A 16,605-nucleotide genomic window follows, 5' to 3' on the forward strand; every position below is an offset into this window, starting at 1 on the left:
CTTCGAAACAAAGTCAGCCGCAGGCGGGTCAAAACGGTCATCGAAAATCTGATCTGGCTGGCCTCTCGAATGGTAGAGCATGCCAGACAAACGAAGCTCCGCTTCGGAAGACATAGTCCATGGTTTCAGACATTCCAGCGCATTTACGGGACCTTGTCGGGATAATAGATTGCGAACCTATGTTTCCGTTCAAGCTTTGCACAAGGGAAGCTTTGTTTCGTGATGTCTTTTTCAAGTGAATCGAGTCATCACCTCTGCTTTCTGCGCCTATCGTTACAGCTGATAGTGATGGTTCTCTTATTCGTAACCCTTTCACGGATTCAGGGAGATATTATATCCATTACGGCAATGGAGAGGTCACGCTCCAAACGGATATAGGTTACATGGAAGACTATTTGCGGCTGCAAAAAATGAGATTTAATACAAGGTTAGATTATGAAGTGGATATTGATCCGGATCTTTTGGAATATAAACTGCCGAAATTATTAGTACAGCCCATCATTGAAAATAGCATCAAGCATGGACTGGAGCATACGAAGCATTTATGGATTCGAATTGCGATTCGAAAAGCCAGGAATGACATTGAAATCGTAGTAGAGGATAACGGATAAGGGATGGATAAGGAAAGGCTCGATTATTTACAAAAATTATTAGACGATAAGGATGCCATGCCAGAGCATGTTGGGTTATACAACTCCCATAGAGTGATGCAGCTTTTATATGGGCCGACATATGGGCTTTCCATACAAAGCAAACACGGTGCCCGGTGATAGCGAGAATCCCTTATATAGGAGATGTGAACAATGTATAAGGTATTAATCGTTGAAGATGAGGATATTATTCGAAACGGTCTGATCTATATGGTGGACTGGCCGAAGCTGAATTCTATAGTCGTGAGAAGAGCTGCCGATGGAATCGAGGGCCTGGCCAAAATCAAGGAGCTGCAGCCTGATATCGTCATTACCGATGTGAGAATGCCTTTTCAAGACGGAATCCAAATGTTAAGGCAAAGCAAAGCAGAGCATGACTATGAAGCAATCATTATTTCCGGATATAGCGAGTTAGAATATGCCCGGCAAGCGATATCGCTATCCGTAAGCGAATATCTGTTAAAGCCGATTGACTTTGATAAATTAAATGCGGCGATCGTCAAGCTCACCGCCAAAATACAATTAAAACTACAGCGCCAAAACGAGAGACGGTTCTTTGATGAGCTCCATTTGTACAATGAATTATTGGATATTCAAGCAAAATTTTTCGAAAAAAATCTCTATCAATGATCTTAGCGCCAGCCTTCAGATTTCAACGGTGTATCTATACTCCAAATTTAAAGAGGAAACAAGCTATACGTTCAATGATTTTCTTAACCGATACAGGATGATCAAGGCCATTGAATTGCTGAAGCAAGGGGATCTCTTAATCTATGAAATCGCGGAACGGGTGGGCTTCCAAGATTATAAATATTTTAGTCAAGTGTTTAAGAAATACATCGGGCACACTCCAAGCAGCTTTTTGGAGCAATCGATGTAGCCGCCCCTATGTGACGATCTTCATGTCTATTGCGCCCCGCAAGCCGGCCGTCTTTCACTGCTCGTCCCCATGATTCCGGGATCGGGAACAGATATTTAGTTCTGGAAAATCTATCAATTCGTTGATATACTGAACGGGCATCTGCCTCTCCTTTTGTTGTGTGGTGCAACTTACAACAATTCCATATCTCACATTGGAATTCATCCAAACACTGATTGCAGCTTTGAACCACATCTATTGCTGAACTTACCCGAGAGAGGGGGAACGTTATGCGCTGGATGACCCGTTCGCTGCACCGCAAATTATCGACCCTGCTTATCGCCTTCATCATCATCCCTGTGCTGCTGCTCGGCTACGTCTCCTACCGGACGGCATGGTCGATTAGCGAGGAGAAGAGCAAGCAGGCCAGCCTCAATACGCTGCGTCAGATCAGCGCCATTTTGGAGACGATCGCTCAGGACGTGGAGAACATGTCGATATTTTTGATCGGACAGCATGATGTCCAGCAATATTTGGCCAAAGACCGGGCAAGCGCCAACGATTATTTGCGCATGGTCGGTTTTTTGACGAACCTTGCCTTTTCCAAAAGCTACATCGCAGACATCCGCATTATTCCGCTGAACGGCAACCCGGAGCTGTCCAATACGACGCTTCTGTCCTCCCATCTGTTCGGACAGGCCCCGTCCGACGAGGCGTATTGGCGGGATCACCCGGTCTGGTGGTCGCCGCCGACGCTGAGCGACACGACGCTGGGCCAGAAGCGGACCGTCTCGCTGGTGCGCCCGATCCGCAATATGAATACGTTCGACAAACTCGGCATGCTGTCGATCGGCATTGACGGTGACGCGCTTGCCGAGCGGCTGCGCGAGGCGGCGGTGGATGGCGGAGGCAGTCTGTTCTTGCTGGACGCGGAAGGCAATATCGTCGCCGCCAACGCCGATCCGGACGCGGCCGAACCGTGGTCCGCGAAGCTGAGAGCCCTTGCCCGGCAAGAGGCGCATCCCGGCGCCGCGCGCTTCTCGGAGATCGGGGAGGGCCGCGATCGCCACTTTGTCGTGTCGATGTCCGTGCCGATTGCCCCGTGGAGCGTATACGCGCTTATTCCCTATCAGACATTCAGCGCCCAGAATAGGTATCTGCTCCAATTTACGGCCGTGACGGTCGCGATCGTCATTGCGGTGATTGCCGCCGTGGCTGCTTATGTCGTCAAGCGGGTGACGAAGCCGATTATCCGGCTCGCCCGATCGATCGGCGCCGTGGAGCCGGAACGGCCGTTCCGTCCGCTGCCGCTCACCTCCAGCGACGAGATCGGAATGCTCGTGCACAGCTACAACCAGTTAAGCGACAATATCCGAAGCCTGACGGAGCAGGTGAAGGAGAACGAGGCGCGGAAAAAGGAAGCGGATCTGCTGGCCCTCCAGGCGCAAATCCACCCCCATTTTTTATACAACACCCTGTCATCGGTTCAATGGATGGCCTACATGGAAGGGAACGGCCGCATTGCCAGCCTCGTCGGCGCGCTGGGCGACTTCCTGCGCTTCAGCCTGAACCGGGGCCTGGAGACCTGTTCGCTGGAGCAGGAGACCGAGCATGTCGCGAATTACTTGGAGATTCAATCGGTTCGCTATCCCGGCCGTTTCGATTACCGCATTCATTTGCCGGAGGAGCTGAGACAATTTACGATGCTGAGGCTGCTGCTGCAGCCGCTCGTTGAAAACGCTATAACTCATGGGCTGCTTCCGGCATATCCGGTATCGGGAGGCCGTCTGCTCATCGAGATTGTCATGATGGATAGCGGCCGGGTCCGCTTCACGGTACAGGATAACGGGGGCGGTCTCGGCCCGGAAGAGCTGGAGCGGGTCAGGGAGCGGCTGAGCGCCCCGGAGCCGGCCGCGGCGAATGCCGAAGCACCCCGCTCGGGAGGCAGCGGTTACGGCCTGTTCAACGTTCAGCGCCGCCTGTTTCTCCATTACGGAACCGGATCGGAGCTGCACATGGAGAGCCGGCCAGGGGAAGGGACCGCGGTCTCCTTTTCCATTCCGGCGGATCGAAGCACCAGATGAATTATGCGCAAAGGGGAGATATCCGTGAAACTATTGATTGTTGACGATGAGGTCATCATCCGGACGGGGCTGGCCCAGGTCATTCCGTGGAACGAGCTCGGCTTCGAGGTGCTGCCGCCCTGCGCGTCCGCCGAGGAGGCGATGGAGGCGATCGGGACGGAGAAGCCGCATCTCGTGCTGACGGACATCCGGATGACCGGCGCCGACGGGATCGCCCTGGCGGCCTATATCCGCGAGGTCAGCCCGCGAACGGAGACGCTGATTTTGACCGGCTACGACGATTTTCATTACGCCCAGCGTGCGCTGCGGGAAGGGGTATGCGATTATTTGCTGAAAACGAGCCGCCCCGACGACATCGTGAAAGCGGCGCTGCGGGCGAAGGCGCGCATCTTGGAGAAGCAGGACGCGGCGGTGCATGATTCGGCGAAGGAGGCGTCCCACCGGGAGCGCCAGGTGCTGAAGCTGCTGACCGAGCCGCTGCCTGCGGAAGACTGCCGCCGTATCGCCGCCGAATTGTTCCGCTGCGACGGCGCCCCGCAGGGAAGCGGAAGCGATGCGGCTTCGTATGAGGCGGCCATAATCGAGGCGGACGGCTGGGGCGAAGCCCGGCACGGGCTGCTGCTGTTCGCGGCCGCCAATCTGCTGGCCGAGCTGCTTGGCGGCCCGGTCGTCCGGCACGAGCAGCGGCTGCTGGCGCTTCGCCGGTCGGACTCGGTCCCCGGCCGTCTGCCGTGCGGCTGGGACGAGGCGCTCCGCCGGACGGAGCAGCTCCTCAAGTGCCGGCTCTTTGCCGGGATCGGCGGAGCCGCCGCGGATGCCGCGGACATCGGCCGCTCCTGCCGGGAAGCTTGCAGCGCCGGGCGCTTCCGCTGGTTCGCGGACGGCCGCCGCCTGCTTCATTATGAAGAGACGGCGGCGCGCGAAGGCCGTCCGTCGATCTGCTCGGCGCAGGAGGAGAACGGCCTCCTGCAGGCGCTGTCCTCGGGCCGGCCGGAGCGATTGCGCCGCTGGATCGGGGAGCGGGTGAAGGAGCTGATCGCGCATCCGCACGCCACGCCGGAGTCCGTCCGCTCCTATGGGCAATCCGCCTTGATCGCGGCCGAGCGTTGGCTGGAGCGGTGCGCGCAGGCCGATGCGCCGCTGAAACGGCCGGCCGCGGAGGCGTGGGACGGCTGGGGCTGGCAGCCGCATGCGCTCCCCGACCCCGCGGCTGCCGAGCCGGAGCAATGGGAAGGCTCGCTCTTCGCCGCCCTGCAGGAGGCGATGCAAATTTACCGGGACCGGTATGCAGACGACGCGGTCCCTTATGTCTCCCGGGCGATGCGCTATATCCGGGAGACCGCCGACGGAAGCCTGACGCTGCAGCATGTCGCCAGCGTAGTGAACGTCCACCCGAATCATCTGAGCGATAAGTTCAAGCAGGAGACAGGCATGAACTATATCGAGTACGTTACCCAGGCCCGCATCGCCCGGGCATGCCGCCTGCTGCAGGACGGATCGGGGCTGGTGTCGGATATCGCCCGGATGGTGGGGTACGAGGATTTGAAGTATTTTTCCCAACTGTTCAAAAAGCATATGGGCTGCACTCCCTCCGAATATCGGAGCAGCCGGAGCGGCGGAGCTGCAGGCGGCTCGGACAGCATCACCACGCATTGAGAAGCGGAGAGCGGGGGAGCACCCGGACAAATGAACGATCCCGCCAGCGCGGCCAAGCGCCGGGCTTCGCCGCAATCGGCGAAAACATTCCCCCCTGCCGCTTAATTTCTTCCCTCACTCGAGAAGGAAGCGCTTTCGTATACTGGACGTACGCAGAGCGGTCCGGGCGAAAGCGCACTTCCTCTGCTGGCCTTAATGCGATTGAATTACTCGACATGATAGATAATTGGAGGGGTTGTTCTATGCGTACACGATGGATGACGATGCTCGTTGTGCTGTTGGCTGTCTCCCTGCTCTCCGCATGCGGTTCAGGAGGCACGGATGCCGGGCAGAACCGGCCTGGGGGCGAATTGAAGGATGAGGGCGCGGCGGAGAAGGTGAAGCTCTCGTTGTGGCATAACTTCACGGGAGACGATCTTCGCGCCAAAGCGATGCGCGAGATCATCGAGACATACCAGCAGGAGCACCCGGATATCACGCTCGATATTCAAGCCATTCCGCCGGATGGCTACAAAACGCGCCTGAAGACGGTGGCGGCCGCCAATGAAATGCCGGATGTCTTCCTGATGTGGCCGGGCATGATGACAAAGGAATTTCATGGCGGAGGCTTGATTCAGCCGATCGACGATCTGCTGGACAGCAAAGCGGAGTGGAAGAGCGGCTTCCTGCCGGGATCTTTCGACGATTTTACGATCGACGGCCGCATATACAGCGCTCCGATGGGATTGTCGCCGACTTCGATCCTTTATTATAACGAGGAAATATTGAGCCGCTACGGCCTGCAGGTGCCGAAGACATGGGATGAACTGCTTGCCGCCGTGAAGACGCTGAATGAGAACAAGGTAACGGCGATTGCGCTCGGCAACAAGGCGGCTTGGCTCGCTCAGTCGAGCATTCTCAGCTCGCTTGCGGATCGGGTGACCGGAACGGAATGGTTCCTGAAGGCTGCGAACCAGGACGGAGCCAAATTCACGGATCCGGAATTCGTGAGAGCGCTGGAGCTGCTGCAACAGCTGCAGCAGGCAGGAGCGTTCCAAATCGGCTTCAACAGCATCGACAACACGCAGATGGAAATGATGTTCGCGCAAGGCCAGGCTGCGATGATGATCGACGGCGGCTGGGCCTTGACGAATCTGTCGGCCAATGCGTCGCCGGAAGCGCTGAAGAGCATGGGCGCGACGGTGCTGCCTTCGGTTCCCGATGGCAAGGGCGATCCGAATTCGACCTCCGGGGTCGTCGGCGTCGGGCTCGGTCTGAGCGCCAAGGTCGACGGCAAGCGCAAAGAAGCCGCCTACGAACTGATCTACGCCTTATCCGGTCCGGAGGCGCAGAAGCGCACATTGGAAGCGAATCAACTGGTCAGCTACAAGCTGGATCTCGATGAGGGCGCCGTATCTCCGCTGTTCGCCAAAGTGTACCGGCTTGTAAATGAAGTCAAGCGTACGCCGGTCTATGACGCCGTCATGACAAGCGCAGGCGCCGACGCCGTCAATAACGGGCTGCAGGAATTGCTGATGGGCGGCAATCCGGAGGAGATCGCCCGTAAGATTCAAGAGGCTCAGGCGAAATCGCTCGGCCGTTGACATGCCGTATGCTGCCGCATCGCCTTGCCCCTGACCGTTCAGGCCGGGGCGGGCGGCGGCTTCAACATCAAAGAGAGGAGGCTGAGCCGAATGCGCGCTCATGCGGGGTCAAGCAAGCGGATATTTATTGCGGCAGGGCTGGCGCCGTCGCTTCTCATTTACGCCTTGTTCGTCATTGTGCCGATATTCTGGTCCGCCTACTACGGATTTTTTGACTGGAAAGGCATCGGCGAGATGAGCTTCATCGGCATCGCCAACTTCAGCGAGGCGCTGCGGGATCCGGTGTTCTGGCTCTCGTTCCGCAACAACATGATTATTGTAGGAGCTTCCGTCTTCGGCCAGGTCCCGATCGCATTGCTGCTCGCCCTGCTGCTGAAGCGCGGAACCTGGTTCCAGCGCTTCGTCCGCTCGGCGGTATTCATGCCGATGGTGCTGTCCTCGGTCGTCATCGGGATCATCTGGACGAATATCTATCACCCGCAGACCGGACTGGTGAATGCGGCGCTCGATGCGATAGGATTAGCCGATTGGAAACGGGCCTGGCTGTCGGAACCGGACATCGCCATCTGGATGATCGCGATTCCCGTCATTTGGAACTATATCGGACCGTATCTCATCATGTTCCTTGCCGCTCTGCACAGCATCCCGTCCGAGCTGGACGATGCGGCCGAATTGGACGGAGCGCGGGGAATGCGCAAGCTGGCATCCTTGACGCTGCCCATGATCTGGGACACGCTCAAGGTGGCGATCGTGCTGTGCATCTCCGGCAGCCTGAAGGCGTTCGACCTGATCTATGTCATGACGAACGGAGGTCCGGCTCATGCCACGGAGCTGCTCGCATCGTACATGTATAACAGCACCTTCACCGTCTACCGCTTCGGATACGGCAGCGCGGTCTCTACCCTCATCGTCATCATCAGCTTGCTGCTCGTCGCCGGTTCGCAGCGGCTGATGCGCCGGGAAGCGCATTAGCATCCGGGCAGGACAGGAAGGAGGAATCGATATGGCATCATTGATAACCGCATCTGCGAGAGGGGAGACGGTCCGCGCCGCAGGCTCGCGCGAAGGGTCGCGGGCGCTCCGGCTCTTCGTGAACGCCGGCTTGGCCATTTATGCGCTCGTCACGCTGTACCCGCTTATCTGGCTCTATCTCAGCGCCTTCAAGACGAACGAGCAGTTTTTCGCCCATCCCTTCGGACTTCCGACCACATGGCAGTGGGACAATTTCGTTCGGGCATGGGAAGTGTCGGGGATGGGGCGCTCCATGTGGAACTCGTTGTTCGTCACGACGATATCATTGGCGGCCACCTTGCTCCTCGGGGCGTTAGCGGCTTACATTTTGGCCCGGTTCCGGTTCAAGGGGCGAAGCCTGCTGCAGGGCTTGTTCGTGCTCGGCATGCTGATACCGGTTCACAGCACGCTTGTTCCGCTCTTCATCATGATGAACAAGCTGGGCATTCTGAACACCCATGCGGCGCTCATATTCCCTTATACCGCATTTGAGCTGCCGATTGCCATTTTCATCGTGGCTGCCTATCTGGCCAATATGCCAAAAGAAATGGAAGAAGCGGCGCAGGTGGACGGCTGCGGCTACATGGGGATCTTCGCGCGGATCATGCTCCCCGTTTCGCTCCCGGCGCTCTCCACCGTCGCGATACTCGGCTTCCTTCGCTTCTGGAACGACTTCGCGTTCGCGCTCGTCTTTATCAACAGCCCGGGGCTGAAAACGCTGCCGCTCAGCCTGTCCGTCTTTGCCACAGGCTACTCGACAGACTACAAACTGACGATGGCCGCCCTTGGGATGGCCGCGCTGCCGACGATCGCGATCTACATCCTTTTCCAGGAGCAGGTCATGAAAGGGATGGCTGCGGGCGCCGTCAAAGGATAACCGATAAAAAGCGAGGAGAGGACAAAGCCTCCTTGAAAAACTCTAAACTACGGGACAGCCCCGAGAAACGGACGAACGGAAGCGTTCGGAGGCCGATGATTGATTCGCAAGGCCTTCACCACGGGAACACAACAGGAAAGCCGGCACCGATAAAAGCAGCTCCTTTGAGCCCCCAAGGTTGCCGGCTTAAATCATTGATGTGAACTTGGGCCTTCTCAGCTTATGAACAACTATTCCTAGCGCAGGAAAACGAGATAAGCCTGTACCTTCTACGCATATGAGAAAACATCTTCTATTCACGCATATGAGAAACATCGTTTACAACACATATGAGAAACATCCTCTCCAACGCCTATGAGCAATATCCCCTTCGAGCAGGACCGGAGGCGATCCGCATCTTTTCTTGCATATGAACAATATCCCCGCAGCACAGGAACCCGAGATAAAACCGTCTCTACCACGCCTATCACCAATATCCCTTTGGAGCAGGAGCGGTGTCGCTCCGTTTATTTTCTTGTTTAAGAAGAATATCCTCGTAGCACAGGAACTCCCCGGGAATCCGTCTCTACAACGCCTATGAGCACTATCCCTTTAGGGCAGGACCGGTGTCGAATCCGCATCTTTTCTTTCTTAAGAACAATATCCCCGCAGCACAGGAACTCCCCGGGGATCCCGTCTCTACCCCGCCTATGAGCAATATCCCTTTGGAGCAGGACCGGTGTCGAATCCGCATCTTTTCTTGCTTAAGAACAATATCCCCGCAGCACAGGAACTCCCCGGGAATCCGTCTCTACCATGCCTATGAGCACTATCCCTTTCGATCAGGACCGGTGTCGAATCCGCATCTTTTCTTGCATATGAACAATATCCCCGCAGCACAGGAACTCCCCGGGAATCCGTCTCTACCCCGCTTATGAGCACTATCCCTTTAGGGCGGGACAGGTGTCGCTCCGTTTATTTTCTTGTTTAAGAAGAATATCCTCGTAGCACAGGAACTCCCTGGGAATCCGTCTCTACCATGCCTATGAGCAATATCCCTTTCGATCAGGAACGGTGGCGAACCGTATCTTTTCTTGCATATGAACAATATCCCCGCAGCACAGGAACCCGAGATAAAACCGTCTCTACCACGCCTATCACCAATATCCCTTTGGAGCAGGAACGGTGTCCAATCAGCATCTTTTTTCTTGCTTATGAGCGTTATCCCCTTCACGCAGGACGGAACTCGCCGGCCATTTAATCAATAACCACGAGACGGCGGGAAATTGAAATAATGTTGGTTAAGTGGGGTTAGCATGAAGAAAGTCTTATACTATGATGAACTGTAATTGAGAAGAGATTGAAGAGGTAGACAAATATAACTCGCAGAGAGTCCACCTACTTCCTGACTAGATGGGAGAGTAAGCATAAGACGAGTCGAAGCACCTGACTGAACGGGAGAGTAAGCATAAGACGAGTCGAAGCACCTGACTGAACGGGAGAGTAAGCATAAGACGAGTCGAAGCACCTGACTGAACGGGAGAGTAAGCATAAGACGAGTCGAAGCACCTGACTGAACGGGAGAGTAAGCATAAGGAGAGCCGAGGCATCTGACTGAACGGGAGAGTAAGCATAAGGCGAGTCGAGGTACCTGACTGGACGGGAGAGTAAGCATAAGGAGAGCCGAGGCATCTGACTGAACGGGAGAGTAAGCATAAGGCGAGTCGAAGCACCTGACTGGACGGGAGAGCGAGCATAAGGAGAGCCGAGGCACCTGACTGAACGGGAGAGTAAGCATAAGGCGAGTCGAAGCACCTGACTGGACGGGAGAGCGAGCGTAAGGAGAGCCGAGGCACCTGACTGAACGGGAGAGTAAGCATAAGGCGAGTCGAAGCACCTGACTGGACGGGAGAGCGAGCATAAGGAGAGCCGAGGCACCTGACTAAATGGGAGAGTAAGCAAAAGGCGAGCCGAAGCACCTGACTGGATGGGAGAGCGAGCAAAAGGCGAGTCAAAGCACGTGACTGAACGGGAGAGCGAGCATAAGGCGAGTCGAGGAACCTGACTGGACGGGAGAGCGAGCATAAGGCGAGTCGAGGAACCTGACTGGACGGGAGAGCGAGCATAAGGCGAGTCGAGGAACCTGACTGGACGGGAGAGCGAGCAAAAGGCGAGCCGAGGCACCTGACCAGATGGGAGAGCAAGCAAAAGGCGAGCCGAAGCACCTGACTGGACGGGAGAGCGAGCAAAAGGCGAGAGGGGGCTATCTACCTTTAAGGGGGTTCTGCACATACGGGAACAAGCAATGAAAGGTGTGCCAATGCGACGATGGCGACGTATCATGGGGAGTATGCACGACAGTTAGTCCAGAGTAAAAGATGCAGCCGTAGTTTTGCGGTATATGGGGGCAAACGGGACAGAGGACCATGTGTGTCCCCGTCAAAATGCAGGAAAGGAAGGGACAGAGGCCGTCCCTTCCGGGTGTATAACAATTATAGCGATAGACATTTGGCTATAGCGGTTCAAGGGCGTTGCTGAGCGTTGCCCAATGTCCTGGTGGAAATGCATTTGCGATAAAGCTTATATTTTCCCGACGGATTGCCGCATCAATATGTCGCAAGGGAGCACGATCTGGCGCGGTTTTTCTTCCCGGTTTTTAATCCGGTCCAGCAGCAGCTGCATGCCTTGTTCTCCGAATTCGTAAGCCGGTTGGGAGGCGACGGAGAAGAACGGGTTCGCTTCCTCCACCCATCCGAAGTCGTCGAAGCAGGCAATCGACAGATCCTCCGGCACGCGCAGGCCCAGGCCGCGGACGGATTTCAGCACGGAGAGGGCCAGCATATTATTTGCCGCGAAGATGGCCGTCGGCCGCGCTTCCGGAGCGAGCTCCATCCACTCGGCGACGGACAAGTCCTGCTCGCGTGAATAGCTCGTCTGCATGACGAGCGACTCGTCGAATTCGATGCCGGCTTCCTGCATGGCCTCGATATAGCCGGCTTGCCGCTCGCGGGCGGTCGATACGTCCTGGGCGCCGTTCACAAGAGCGATCCGGCGGTGTCCGTACCGGATCATTTCCGCCACCATCCGCTTCGCTCCGTCGCGGCTGTCGCCGAGCACGGCGTCGCAGTCGATCCCGGGAACCTCGCGGTCCAGCAGCACGAAGGGCACATTTTGGCGCTGCAGCCACTCCAGATGCTCCTTGGATTGATCCCCGCTCGGCGCGAACAGCACGCCATCCACGCGCATCGACAGAATCATTTCCACGTAATCCTTTTCCTTCGAGAAGCTTTCGTCGCTATTTCCGAACATGAGCCGATAGCCATGCCGCATGGCGGCATCCTCGGCGCCCCGCGCCATCGTCGTGAAGAACGGATTCGTAATATCCGTAATGAGAAGCGACACGATTTTGCTCTCTTGCGTGACCAGGCAGCGGGCGACCGAGTTCGGGATGTACCGCATTTCCTCCATCACCTGCTTGACCTTATCGCGGGTCTTTTCGCTCACTCTTCCGGTATTGTTGATGACTCGGGATACGGTCATCGCCGAGACATTGGCTTTCTTCGCAATATCATAAATGGTAGCCATTGGCGTTATCTCCTACTATGATTTAATGGGCGCCGGAGGCATCGCTGCAGTCTGCGTTCAGCGAATGAAGCGCCGCTGGAAGGCGGCGTCCGGGGCTGAACCCGGGACAGCGAACTCTCGCGGGCCGGGCGTCTGCTGCGCCGGGAACCACTGACGCAGCGAGACTGAAGAAGCATGTCCTATTTCCAATCAAAAGGCGGCTCACGAAGTCCGCTTTTGGTCATGAAGCGGAATAGGAAACGGACCCGGTATCGAGTCTTTCGTCCCTTACGAATCCTAATTATACCATTTTCACCATAAGTTAAAAATAGATTATACCGAATTATACCGATTATATTTTATGCTATAGAGAACATTGACATCAAGAGGGACCGCATGATATTGTTGAGTTAACGATAACATTTCCAGTTAAAGTCATCTTATCGGGATAAATCAGGAGGGATCAAGCGTGGGCGAGAAGGTCATGCAAAAAGGTGTAAGCGTTATCGTCATGGATGAACGCGATCATGTGGCGACGGCGCTGCGGGAATTGCAGCCGGGTGAAGCGGTCACTTGCGAGGTCGGAGGGGTGACTCGTGCAATTGCGGTGAATCAGGCGATTCCCTTCGGACATAAGGTGGCCATCGTTCCGATTGCGGAAGGCGATCATGTGCGCAAATACGGAGAAGTGATTGGCCGGGCGATCTGCGGCATTCCCGTCGGCAGCCATGTGCATGTGCACAATATCGAAGGCATTCGTGGACGGGGCGATCAGGCGGCATCGGCCAAGTGAGCGGGTCTCATTCTGACAGCTTGTCAACTTAGGGAAGGGGAATCGGATAAATGAGCATGACATTCCAAGGCTACCGGCGTCCGAATGGCGAGGTAGGCATTCGCAATCATCTGCTAATCATCCCAACGGTCATTTGCGCAAATCAGGTATGCAACCGCATTCAGCAGCTTGTCCCGAACACGGTCGCCATCCCGCATCAGCATGGCTGCAGCCAGATCGGCGCCGACAAGGAGCGCACGTTCGAGGTGCTGGCGGGCACGGGGAAAAATCCGAACGTCGGCGGCGTGATCATCGTCAGCCTTGGCTGCGAGGTCGTGGATCCGGTACAGCTTGGCGAGGAGATCCGCAAGACCGGGAAGCCGGTCGAGGTGTTCGACATCCAGAGCGTCGGCGGCTCTGTCAAGGCGATCCAGCACGGCGTCGAGCTGGCCGGCAAGATGCGGGCTGTGCTTGATGCGATGGAGAAGGTGGAGATCCCGCTATCCGAGTTGAAGGTCGGCGTCAAATGCGGCGGCTCGGATGCGACGAGCGGCCTCGCTTCCAACCCGGCGCTCGGCGTAGCGGCGGATGCGCTTATCGGGGAAGGCGGGACGATTGTCATCGGCGAGACGACAGAGATCATCGGGGCCGAGCATGTGCTGGCCGGACGGTGCCGGACGCCGGAGATTGCGGACAATTTGTACCGCATCGTCGATCGCTTTGAGAAGGAGGTCGAGCGGATGGGAGCGGATATGCGCGGCGGCAATCCGAGCCCGGGCAATATCGCGGGCGGCCTCAGCACGATCGAGGAGAAATCGCTCGGCTGCATCAGCAAATGCGGCACCGCCCCGATCGAAGGCATTATCGAGTATGCGGAGCAGGTGCCGCGCGGCGGGCTTTATTTTATGGATTCTCCCGGCAACGATATCGAGTGCGTGTCCGGCATGGCCGCGGGCGGCGTGCATCTGGTCTGCTTCACGACGGGACGCGGCACGCCGACCGGGTCGGCCGTTATTCCGGTTATCAAGATTACCGGCAACCGCGTGTGCGCGGAACGGATGGCCGACAATATGGACGTCGATGTCAGCGGCCTGCTCGAAGGGGAGTATTCACTTCAGGAAGCGGGCGAGCGCATCTGGGACGAGATTCGGGCGGTCAGCAGCGGCAAGCTGACGACAGCCGAAGTGCTTGGCCACGCGGAGTTCAGCATTAACCGCATCGGTCCGAGCCTGTAAGGAATGGCAGCAGCCGGGCGGCTGGCTGAGCGGGCGGAGTGCCGGATGGCGGGCAGGAACTTATTTTACATGGGGAAAAAGAGAAAGGAAGTGTCAACATGGGTCGTTTAACAGGACGAATCGCACTGGTGACAGGAGGCAGCCGCGGCATCGGCGAAGCTATCGTCATCCGCCTGGCGGAGGAAGGAGCGGATATCGCGATCAACTATATGTCGGAGGCTTCTTACGACAAGGCGGTCAAGGTGCAGCAGCAGGTGGAGCAGCTTGGGCGCAAGGCGATTGTCGTGCAGGCGGATGTCGGCAGCAAGGAGGAAGTGAACCGCATGTTCGACGAAGTCGAGGCGAAGCTGGGCCATGTCGACGTGCTGGTGAACAATGCGGGCATCGCCCCGTTCGAGCCGTTCATGCAGGTGACGGAAGAGACATGGGATCGCACTTATAACACGAACGTGAAATCCATCTTTATGTGTTCGCAGCGGGCAGCGAAGCATATGATCGACAACCGCTTCGGCAAAATCGTCAACGTGCTGTCGACGGCCAGCCTGATGGTGACCAGTCCGGTCATTCCGCATTACCAGTCGTCCAAGGCGGCTGCGCATATGCTGACGAAGGGGATGGCGATCGAGCTCGGCAAATTCAATATCAACGTAAATGCGGTCGGTCCGAGCACGGTCGATACCGATATGTGCACGGAATTCCTGGCTGCGCCGGGCATGCGGGAGAAGGAAGAGCAGGCCAACCCGATGAAGCGGCTCGGCACCGCGCGCCAGATTGGCGATGCGGTCGTCTTCCTCGCATCCGAGGAAGCGATGCAGGTCAACGGGCATTTGCTGATGGTGGACGGCGGTCTGACGGTGAAGGCGGCGCAGCCGGACGATCATATGGAACGGTAGGTGAGGCGGATGCTGAACATTACCCGGATGGTGGATCTCTCGCAGGAGCTATACCATTTGTGCCCGGTGCTGCCGGATTTCGAACCGCCCAAAATGGATTATATCTGCGTCGGGCCGCGCGACGGCTGGAAGCTGGAGCAGGTGACGATGAACCTGCACACCGGCACGCATATGGATGCGCCGGCGCATTTGGGCGAATATAGCAAGACCCTGGATCAATTCCCGGTGGACGCCTTTCAAGGGCGGATGGTCTTCGTCCCGCTTCAGGATCGGGGCAAGGGTTATCCGATTGGGCGTTCGGATTTGGAGCCGTACGCCGAACAGTTGAACAGCGGCGCGGTCGTGCTGCTGTATACCGGCTGGGGCGAGAAGCGGGGCTGGACCAAGGAATGGATCTATGAATCTCCGTATCTGTCCAATGAGGGCGCCCGTTACTTGGCCGACTGCGGCGTGAAGGCGGTCGGCATCGATCATTTCAGCATCGGCGGCACGGGCGAAGAGAACGAGGAGACGCACCGTATCGTGCTCGGCGCGGATATGTGGGTTGCCGAAGGGCTCCAGCTTGATGATCCCGCGCTTCGGGAGGGCGATTGGCATGTGATGGCGATGCCGCTCAAAATACGGGATTCGAGCGGAGCGCCTGCGCGGATCGTCGCGATCCAGTGGGAGGCCCGCTCATGAGTCTCGTCACGTGGGAGTATCGAATCGAGCATGATGCGGCCGCATTGAACGAGCTGGGACAATCCGGCTGGGAGCTGGTGGCGGTGACGGTGGTCGACGGCATCGAGCAGATGTATCTCAAGCGGCCGGGTCCGACGTTCCGGGAGCTCATTACGCTGGATCAACGCGAGGAAGTGGCTCGTATGGCGGAAGCCCGCGGCCGGGAGGGGGAGGAGTCATGAAAAAAGGCGGGGTGCTTCACCCCCAACTGAACCGCATCCTGGCCGAGACGGGTCATACCGACATGCTGACGATCTGCGATCGCGGCTTCCCGGTACCGCTCGGGGTGGAGCGGGTCGATCTGGCCTTGACCGATGATCTTCCGGCCGTCACGGACGCGCTGCGGGCCATCGCCGGCGAATTCGTGATCGATTGCATTATCATTACCGAGGAAATGAAAGCCTTCAGTCCGGAGCGGGTCGCTCTGCTGAAGGAATTGATGCCGGAAGTGCGCTGGAAGGTGCTGCCGCATGTCCGGTTCAAGCAGCTGTGCACGGAGTCGAGAGCGGTCATCCGGACGGGGGACACGACCCCGTATGCGAATCTGATTATCGTATCCGGATGATTGGCGCGGCGAAGAGGCCGGTCTTGCGCCGGCCTTTGCAGCTGCAATCCAGGAAGATGGAACGGGCAGTCACAGGCCTGTTCCCTTGTATGTACAGCTTGCGCCGGCAATCGTTGTAAAGGCTTCCATCATGAACGCTTCGTTGATGCACTTTTAT

The 16,605-nt window shown here is 57.1% G+C and carries 15 protein-coding genes and 3 pseudogenes; 17 read left to right on the plus strand and 1 reads right to left on the minus strand.

The window, feature by feature from the left end:
* The 11 genes and pseudogenes from ABD76_RS29085 to ABD76_RS00730 form a co-directional block, all read left to right on the plus strand.
* Nucleotides 1-165 (plus strand): annotated as a pseudogene (locus tag ABD76_RS29085) (IS1380 family transposase); the annotation flags it as partial.
* A gap of 218 nt (nucleotides 166-383) precedes the next feature.
* Nucleotides 384-611, plus strand: a complete 228-nt coding sequence (locus ABD76_RS00700; protein ID WP_197253433.1) for a sensor histidine kinase — start codon at nucleotides 384-386, stop codon at nucleotides 609-611.
* 192 nt (nucleotides 612-803) lie between these two features.
* Nucleotides 804-1,280, plus strand: coding sequence for a response regulator (locus tag ABD76_RS00705; RefSeq protein WP_242069279.1), 477 nt, complete (start codon nucleotides 804-806; stop codon nucleotides 1,278-1,280).
* Nucleotides 1,228-1,530, plus strand: a complete 303-nt coding sequence (locus ABD76_RS29090; protein WP_242069280.1) for a helix-turn-helix transcriptional regulator — start codon at nucleotides 1,228-1,230, stop codon at nucleotides 1,528-1,530. Before ABD76_RS00705 ends, ABD76_RS29090 begins: the two co-directional genes overlap by 53 nt.
* Before the next feature lie 269 nt (nucleotides 1,531-1,799).
* Complete coding sequence (locus tag ABD76_RS00710) at nucleotides 1,800-3,593, plus strand: cache domain-containing sensor histidine kinase (RefSeq protein ID WP_197253435.1); 1,794 nt, start codon at nucleotides 1,800-1,802, stop codon at nucleotides 3,591-3,593.
* A gap of 3 nt (nucleotides 3,594-3,596) precedes the next feature.
* Nucleotides 3,597-3,899, plus strand: a pseudogene (locus tag ABD76_RS30775) (response regulator); the annotation flags it as partial.
* Nucleotides 3,900-4,148: 249 nt separating this feature from the next.
* Nucleotides 4,149-4,439, plus strand: a pseudogene (locus ABD76_RS30780) (DNA-binding response regulator); the annotation flags it as partial.
* Nucleotides 4,440-4,913: 474 nt separating this feature from the next.
* A complete protein-coding gene (locus ABD76_RS30785) occupies nucleotides 4,914-5,249 on the plus strand; it encodes a helix-turn-helix domain-containing protein (RefSeq protein WP_420901901.1) in 336 nt (111 codons plus the stop codon).
* Nucleotides 5,250-5,491: 242 nt separating this feature from the next.
* Nucleotides 5,492-6,832 (plus strand): extracellular solute-binding protein, encoded by a 1,341-nt coding sequence (locus ABD76_RS00720; protein WP_197253440.1) that lies wholly within the window; start codon nucleotides 5,492-5,494, stop codon nucleotides 6,830-6,832.
* A 90-nt stretch (nucleotides 6,833-6,922) separates the two neighbouring features.
* Entirely contained in the window at nucleotides 6,923-7,804 is an 882-nt protein-coding gene (locus ABD76_RS00725; RefSeq protein WP_197253442.1) for a carbohydrate ABC transporter permease, read from the plus strand.
* A gap of 31 nt (nucleotides 7,805-7,835) precedes the next feature.
* Nucleotides 7,836-8,720 (plus strand): carbohydrate ABC transporter permease, encoded by an 885-nt coding sequence (locus ABD76_RS00730; RefSeq protein WP_197253445.1) that lies wholly within the window; start codon nucleotides 7,836-7,838, stop codon nucleotides 8,718-8,720.
* Between the two features lie 2,559 nt (nucleotides 8,721-11,279).
* Here ABD76_RS00730 and ABD76_RS00735 read toward each other — a convergent pair.
* The gene (locus ABD76_RS00735; protein WP_197253446.1) at nucleotides 11,280-12,284 is read right to left on the minus strand and encodes a LacI family DNA-binding transcriptional regulator; all 1,005 of its coding nucleotides are present in this window, start codon (nucleotides 12,282-12,284) and stop codon (nucleotides 11,280-11,282) included.
* 448 nt (nucleotides 12,285-12,732) lie between these two features.
* Between ABD76_RS00735 and ABD76_RS00740 the strand changes: the two genes are divergently transcribed.
* The 6 genes from ABD76_RS00740 (at nucleotide 12,733) to rbsD (ending at nucleotide 16,448) form a co-directional block, all read left to right on the plus strand.
* A complete protein-coding gene (locus ABD76_RS00740) occupies nucleotides 12,733-13,056 on the plus strand; it encodes an SAF domain-containing protein (protein WP_197253448.1) in 324 nt (107 codons plus the stop codon).
* A gap of 50 nt (nucleotides 13,057-13,106) precedes the next feature.
* The gene (locus tag ABD76_RS00745) at nucleotides 13,107-14,270 is read left to right on the plus strand and encodes a UxaA family hydrolase (RefSeq protein WP_197253450.1); all 1,164 of its coding nucleotides are present in this window, start codon (nucleotides 13,107-13,109) and stop codon (nucleotides 14,268-14,270) included.
* A 98-nt stretch (nucleotides 14,271-14,368) separates the two neighbouring features.
* Nucleotides 14,369-15,163: an SDR family NAD(P)-dependent oxidoreductase gene (locus ABD76_RS00750; RefSeq protein ID WP_197253452.1), complete on the plus strand. Its 795-nt coding sequence runs from the start codon at nucleotides 14,369-14,371 to the stop codon at nucleotides 15,161-15,163.
* A 9-nt stretch (nucleotides 15,164-15,172) separates the two neighbouring features.
* Nucleotides 15,173-15,844 (plus strand): cyclase family protein, encoded by a 672-nt coding sequence (locus ABD76_RS00755; RefSeq protein WP_197253454.1) that lies wholly within the window; start codon nucleotides 15,173-15,175, stop codon nucleotides 15,842-15,844.
* On the plus strand, nucleotides 15,841-16,065 hold the full coding sequence (locus ABD76_RS00760; protein ID WP_168179465.1) for a hypothetical protein: 225 nt from the start codon (nucleotides 15,841-15,843) through the stop codon (nucleotides 16,063-16,065). Before ABD76_RS00755 ends, ABD76_RS00760 begins: the two co-directional genes overlap by 4 nt.
* On the plus strand, nucleotides 16,062-16,448 hold the full coding sequence (gene rbsD / locus ABD76_RS00765; protein WP_197253457.1) for a D-ribose pyranase: 387 nt from the start codon (nucleotides 16,062-16,064) through the stop codon (nucleotides 16,446-16,448). The genes ABD76_RS00760 and rbsD overlap by 4 nt, the downstream gene beginning before the upstream one ends.
* The last annotated feature ends 157 nt before the right edge of the window (nucleotides 16,449-16,605 follow it).

Origin of the sequence: Paenibacillus dendritiformis (assembly GCF_015845845.1) — a bacterium.
In the GTDB taxonomy this organism is placed as follows: domain Bacteria; phylum Bacillota; class Bacilli; order Paenibacillales; family Paenibacillaceae; genus Paenibacillus_B; species Paenibacillus_B dendritiformis_C.